This window comes from Salinisphaera sp. G21_0 (assembly GCF_017744115.1).
Lineage (GTDB): Bacteria > Pseudomonadota > Gammaproteobacteria > Pseudomonadales > Endozoicomonadaceae > Endozoicomonas.
On the sequence record NZ_JAGHQW010000112.1, the window covers coordinates 1 to 6,092 of the forward strand.

The following is a 6,092-nucleotide window of genomic DNA, read 5'->3' on the forward strand; positions in this document are numbered from 1 at the left end:
CAACGGGCAGGAAAGGACATCAGAGTTCAACGAGGCCGTGGTCGCTTTGTTACACCGCGTGAGCACACAACAAGCTGACTTTAAACCACAGGAAATCGCCAACCTGCTGTGGGCCATGGCGAAACTGATGGACAACGGGCAGGAACTAACACCAGGGCTCAACGAGGCCGTAGTCGTGTTGTTGCCCCACGTGAACGCACACAAAGACCAATTTATTCCTCAGCATATTGCCAACCTGCTGTGGGCCATGGCGAAACTGGTGGACAACGGGCAGGAGCGCACAGCAGAGCTCAATGAGGCTGTGGTCGTGTTGTTGCCCCACGTAAACGTACAGAAAGACCAATTTATTCCTCAGGCTATCGCTAACCTGTTGTGGGCCATGGCGAAACTGGTGGACAACGGGCAGGAGCGGACACCTGGGCTCAACGAGGCCGTGGCCGCCCTGTTGCCCCTCGTGAACGCACAGAAAAATCAATTTACTCCTCAGCATATCACCAACCTGCTGTGGGCCATGGCGAAACTGGTGGACAATGGGCTGGAGCGGACACCTGGGCTCAACGAGGCCGTGGCCGCGCTGTTGCCCCAAGTGAACGCACAGAAAGACCAGTTTAATGCCCAGGGTATCGCCAACCTGCTGTGGGCCATGGCGAAACTGGTGGACAGCGGGCTGGAGCGGACACCAGAGCTCAACGAGGCCGTGGCCGCCCTGTTGCCCCTCATAAACGCACAGAAAAACCAACTTAATGCCCAGGGCATTGCCAACCTGATGTGGTCCATGGCGAAACTGGCGAACAACGGGCTGGAGCGGACACCAGGGCTCAAAGAGGCGGTGGTCACGCTGTTACCCCACGTGAGCGCACAGAAAGACCAATTTAATCCCCAGGGAATCACCAACCTGCTGTGGGCCATGGCGAAACTGGTGGACAACGGGCAGGAGCAGACACCAGAGCTCAACGAGGCCGTGGCCGCGCTGCTGCCCCATGTGAACGCACAGCAAAACCAATTTATTCCTCAGCATATCTCCAACCTGCTGTGGGCCATGGCGAAACTGGTGGACAACGGGCAGGAGCAGACACCAGAGCTCAAAGAGGCTGTGGCCGCGCTGTTGCACTGCGTGAACACACCGAAAGACCAATTTAATCCCCAGGATATCGCCATCCTGCTGTGGGCCATGGCGAAACTGGTGGACAAAGGGCACGAGCAGACACCAGATCTCAACAAGGCCGTGGCCGTGCTGTTGCCCCACGTGAACGCACAGAAAGCTAACTTTACACCACAGGCAATCACCAACCTGCTGTGTGCCATGGCGAAACTGGTGGACAACGGGCAGGAGCAGACACCAGAGCTCAACGAGGCCGTGGCTGCCCTGTTGCCCCTCGTGAACGCACAGAAAAACCAACTTGATGCCCAGGGCATTGCCAACCTGCTGTGGGCCATGGCGAAACTGGTGGACAACGGGCAGGAGCAAATACCAGGGCTCAAAGAGGCGGTGGTCACGCTGTTACCCCACGTGAATGCACAGAAAAACCAATTTAATGCCCAGGGAATCGTTAACCTGCTGTGGTCCATGGCGAAACTGGTGGACAACGGGCAGGAGCAGACACCAGTGCTCAACGAGGCCGTGGCCGCGCTGTTGCCCCATGTGAACGCACAGCAAAACCAATTTATTCCTCAGCATATCGCCAACCTGCTGTGGGCCATGGCGAAACTGGTGGACAACGAGCAGGAGCAGACACCAGAGCTCAAAGAGGCTGTGGCCGCGTTGTTGCCCTGCGTGAACACACAGAAAGACCAGTTTAATGCCCTGGCTATTGCCAACCTGCTGTGGGCCATGGCGAAACTGGTGGACAAAGGGCAGAAGCGGACACCAGATCTTAACAAGGCCGTGGCCGTGCTGTTGCCCCATGTGAACGCACAGAAAGACCAATTTATTCCTCAGCATATTGCCAGCCTGCTGTGGGCCATGGCGAAACTGGTAGACAACGGGCAGGAGCAGACACCAGGGTTCAACGAGGCCGTGACCGCGCTGACGCCCCTCGTGAATGGACAAAAAGCTAACTTTAAGCCGCAGGGTATCGCCAACCTGCTTTGGGCCATGGCAAAACTGGTGGACAACGGGCTGGAGCGGTCACCAGGTCTCAAAGAGGCAGTGGCCACCCTGTTGCCCCTCGTGAACGCACAAAAAGCTAACTTTAAACCACAGGAAATCGCTAACCTGCTTTGGGCCATGGCGAAACTGGGTGAACTCGTTGAGCTGAACGTGGTTACCTCTACGTTCGAATCGCTTCTCTATCGAATCAGTAAGAACCTTCAGTTTTCTCAGAAAGAGATATCGATGTCTCTCTGGGCATTAATGGTATGCTGTGCCAGGTTGTTTCTGGACTCTAATGCCAATAAAAATAACCTATTTGAAAAACACATGGATGACCTGTTCATTCGTCTGGAAAATACATCGCCAGATAATGGAGAGGATCAATCCATCATTACCATGGCTGCAAGTTGGCTTGGCAGAACCTGTTCGGTCGTCCACCATTACCAGACAATCATTTCAAAAAACCAAGCCGACTTCCGTGATCAACTCAAATCATCTATTCCAGCTTTGAAGATCGAAGAAGAAAAGAGTCTAAACTCATTACCTCCGGTTGACCTGCTTTTGCCAGATCACAACATGGTGATTGAAGTTCAGGGACCGTCTCATTACGTAGGTGGTGATTTCAAAACCAGGAAGGGTTCGACTCTGCTTAAAATCGCACTGCTGCAAAAAGCAGGATTTGAGGTCATTGAAATCCCGGCTAACCAGCTTTTGAACAAAGATTTAATGAAACCATATATTGATCAAATAAAGATCAGAATAGGCATCCCGCCACAGGGGCATGACTCTGTTTCACTTAAAAGAGAGTGGACAGATGCTGCATACGTGACTGGTGAAGAACATTTAGAAGAGCAAACCAACCCGGCAAAGAGGAAGAAAACAAGCAGCCAGTAATCGCCTTCCTCCCATCATGACTCAAGTAAACTTTTCCACAAAATGAACTTCTGAGCAGAACAGCAGTCTGCTTTTTATATTTTCATGAATTAATGAAATATAATTATGGATAGAAGTTCTGCCGGTATCAGTGATAAATACGCAAGATCAGGTAATGATTACAACCAACCGAATGGCCATGCCGCCTCCAGGCGTGGGCGATATAGACAAGCCACAGTCAGACAGTGGGATAATACCCCACGCACAACCCCGGGGCGTAATAAATTTTACCATTCTTCTGCCGCTGGCCCTTCTCAATATCTACTACGCCGTTCAGTAAACCCTGCTCAAAATTTTCATGCCCTCATCAAACCAGAAATAATGGCTGGTCTGGTGAGTAAATCGGATCGTTTCGGTCATCGCTATGATGGGAGAGATCACGGCCTATATGCCAGTACAATTAAAAAATACACGTCAGCGTCTAAAAGGCCTTTAAATCGAGCGGAACAAAGCCAGCTGATGCGTTTGCTGCAAAATTTCACAGCAACACGGAGCTGGAATTGGCGAAGCCTGACGACAACACTGCACTCATTTACTTCAGCGGGTGTTTTTACCCTTCATAAACCCATTGATGAGCGTGTTCAGTTCACTCAAGCTGCCTTACTATCGACGCTACTGGATGCAATAATATTCAATTGCAACCAAAAACCTGAAGCCAGTGATATTGGAGCTCAGGAAATCGCCAATCTGCTGTGGGCCATGGCGAAACTGATGGACAACGGGCAGGAACTAACACCAGGGCTCAACGAGGCCGTAGTCGTGTTGTTGCCCCACGTGAACGCACACAAAGACCAATTTATTCCTCAGCATATTGCCAACCTGCTGTGGGCCATGGCGAAACTGGTGGACAATGGGCAGGAGCGGACACCAGGGCTCAATGAGGCTGTGGCCGCCCTGTTGCCCCTCGTGAAAGCACAGAAAAACCAACTTAATGCCCAGGGCATTGCCAACCTGATGTGGGCCTTCTCCAAATCATAAATATTATGAAATGAAACATCTGCAGGAATATAGCCTTGATCATTCAGTTCTCGAGCAACCACGTTACCTGATAAACCGCTACGCCACTCAAAGCCACACTCGTTACAATGCCACTCTGGTTCATCCTCGGGAACAAGACAACCAGCCAAATAAATATGATTATTCTTATAATCATCCCCAAGGGATCCAAAGTCTGGAAAACCAAAAACGATATATGCAACTGATGACGCTCCACACTTGCAACAATGTGCAGGAAACTCAATTAAGTCCCTGATACTTGCAGCACTACTTGCCTGCTGACCTAACATATACACCCCTGACACAAAAGCAGCCCCCGAAGGAGCTGCTCAAAAAAGACAATTTTTCCGGGAGTATTAACTCACCCCCAAAGCCTTAAACACCGCATCCACCGGATCCGCATAAAAGCTGATCTGAAACTTCGAGAACAGCTCCGCAGGCACAGAAGCAATATCTGCCGCAGATGACATAGGCAACAACACCCGTTTACAACCACTGTCCAACGCCATCTGCAAACTGCCTGCCAGATCCTGAACCGGGTTCACCACACCACCCAGCGTCATATCCCCCAACACCACCATCTGCTCCTGACAGGGCTTCGCCATCAGTATGGAGCAGAACGCCACCAGCGCCGCCAGGCTGGTCTTGGTGCTGGGGCCAGTATTATGCAGCTCAATCACATGCAGATTGTATTCATGCTCAGAAAATTTGGCACTGGCACTGATACGTTTCAAATTACCTTTCAGGTAATCAAAGCCAACCCTAATCGCCTCTTTCGCTGCGGTGTTGGAACCCAATCCAGAAACTGTAAACTTCCCGGTACCCGCCGTCATCTGGGTTTCATACCGGTAAAGCCCCAACTGCCCCGAACTGCCCTGGGTCACCTGATAAACAACACCAGGGCTGGCCATACCTTCCGGTATCAGCGAGCTGCCCCCCTGTTCCGGCACATTGATAAAGCATTCTTCCAGGGTTTCGTTATCAAGGTAACTGAAATGAACATCAAAAAACTCCATACCCCCCAGTTTCTTCAGCTGTTCCTTAATCCGGCGACGTACCTCCAGCGCATAGTGCAAACAGGCACGAACATCTTCTATGTCATACTGGCCGGTGTTTGTCAACATAGTTGTCGCCTCAACTCATGCAGCCTGACTTAGCTGCCCGACAACTGATCGGTCTGGATTCAGCCAAACTTCATCATCCAGATCCCAGTTTCTGGTTGCCCTTTTTCCCCACCGCTCCGGGTGGCGCTGCTTAGCCAATTGATACACCTGCTTCCGGTTATCCATGAGCGCTTTGGTTTCCCCTCGGTGCCTTTGACCCGGCGTGAGAAACTTGAGACCACTGTGCCTGTGATCTTCGTTGTACCATTGCGCAAAACCATGAACCCAGTTGCGGGCAGCCTTAAGATCAGCAAATGGCTTGCATGGATAACCAGGCCTGTATTTGAGGGTTCTGAAGATAGCCTCTGCAAACGGATTGTCGTCACTTACCCTTGGACGGCTGAATGAGCTGACCACTCCCAGGCGCTGCAGGGTTGACAGCATGGTGCCACCTTTCATGGCACTGCCATTGTCTGAATGCAGGACCAGAGGTCTATCCAGAGCGCCTATGCCGTGGCGAATACAGGCCTTGGTAATCATTTGTGAGGCATACTCGGCAGACTCATTCTCATGGATTTCCCAAGCCACAATCATACGGCTGTATATGTCTATCACCAGATACAGATAGTAAAACTGTCCACGCACTGGTGAGCGTAAAAATGTGATATCCCAAGACCAGACCTGGTTCGGGCCAGTTGCACAATACGACGTTGGTCTCCGGTGGCCAGCCTTGGCTGCACGGCCACGGTGGTGTTGCTGGCCTCTTTCGTGCAACACCCGGTAAAATGTCCTTTCAGACCCAAGATACTCGCCTTCATCTGCTAAAACAGGGACGATCTGGCTGGGTGGAAGGCTTTTAAAGCGATCACTGTTACAGACGTCAACAATCGCCTGGCGTTCCTCTTCAGAAAGCTTGTTTCCGGGAGCTTCCCTGTTGGCATTGTTGCGGTTATCTGCTTGCACAGCAT

General features: G+C 51.4%; 3 protein-coding genes and 1 pseudogene. 2 read left to right on the forward strand and 2 right to left on the reverse strand.

Going from position 1 to position 6,092, the window contains the following annotated elements:
• Together J7439_RS24730 and J7439_RS24735 are read left to right on the forward strand one after the other, a co-directional pair.
• Positions 1-2,986 (forward strand): RAP domain-containing protein (locus J7439_RS24730; RefSeq protein ID WP_209204721.1); only part of this gene is annotated, 2,986 nt, incomplete at its 5' end.
• Positions 2,987-3,091: 105 nt separating this feature from the next.
• Positions 3,092-4,003: a hypothetical protein gene (locus J7439_RS24735; protein ID WP_209204722.1), complete on the forward strand. Its 912-nt coding sequence runs from the start codon at positions 3,092-3,094 to the stop codon at positions 4,001-4,003.
• A gap of 374 nt (positions 4,004-4,377) precedes the next feature.
• Here J7439_RS24735 and J7439_RS24740 read toward each other — a convergent pair.
• Positions 4,378-5,124 (reverse strand): annotated as a pseudogene (locus J7439_RS24740) (S16 family serine protease); the annotation flags it as partial.
• Positions 5,125-5,160: 36 nt separating this feature from the next.
• On the reverse strand, positions 5,161-6,092 hold a 932-nt coding region (locus J7439_RS24745), incomplete at its 5' end, for an IS3 family transposase (RefSeq protein ID WP_209204723.1).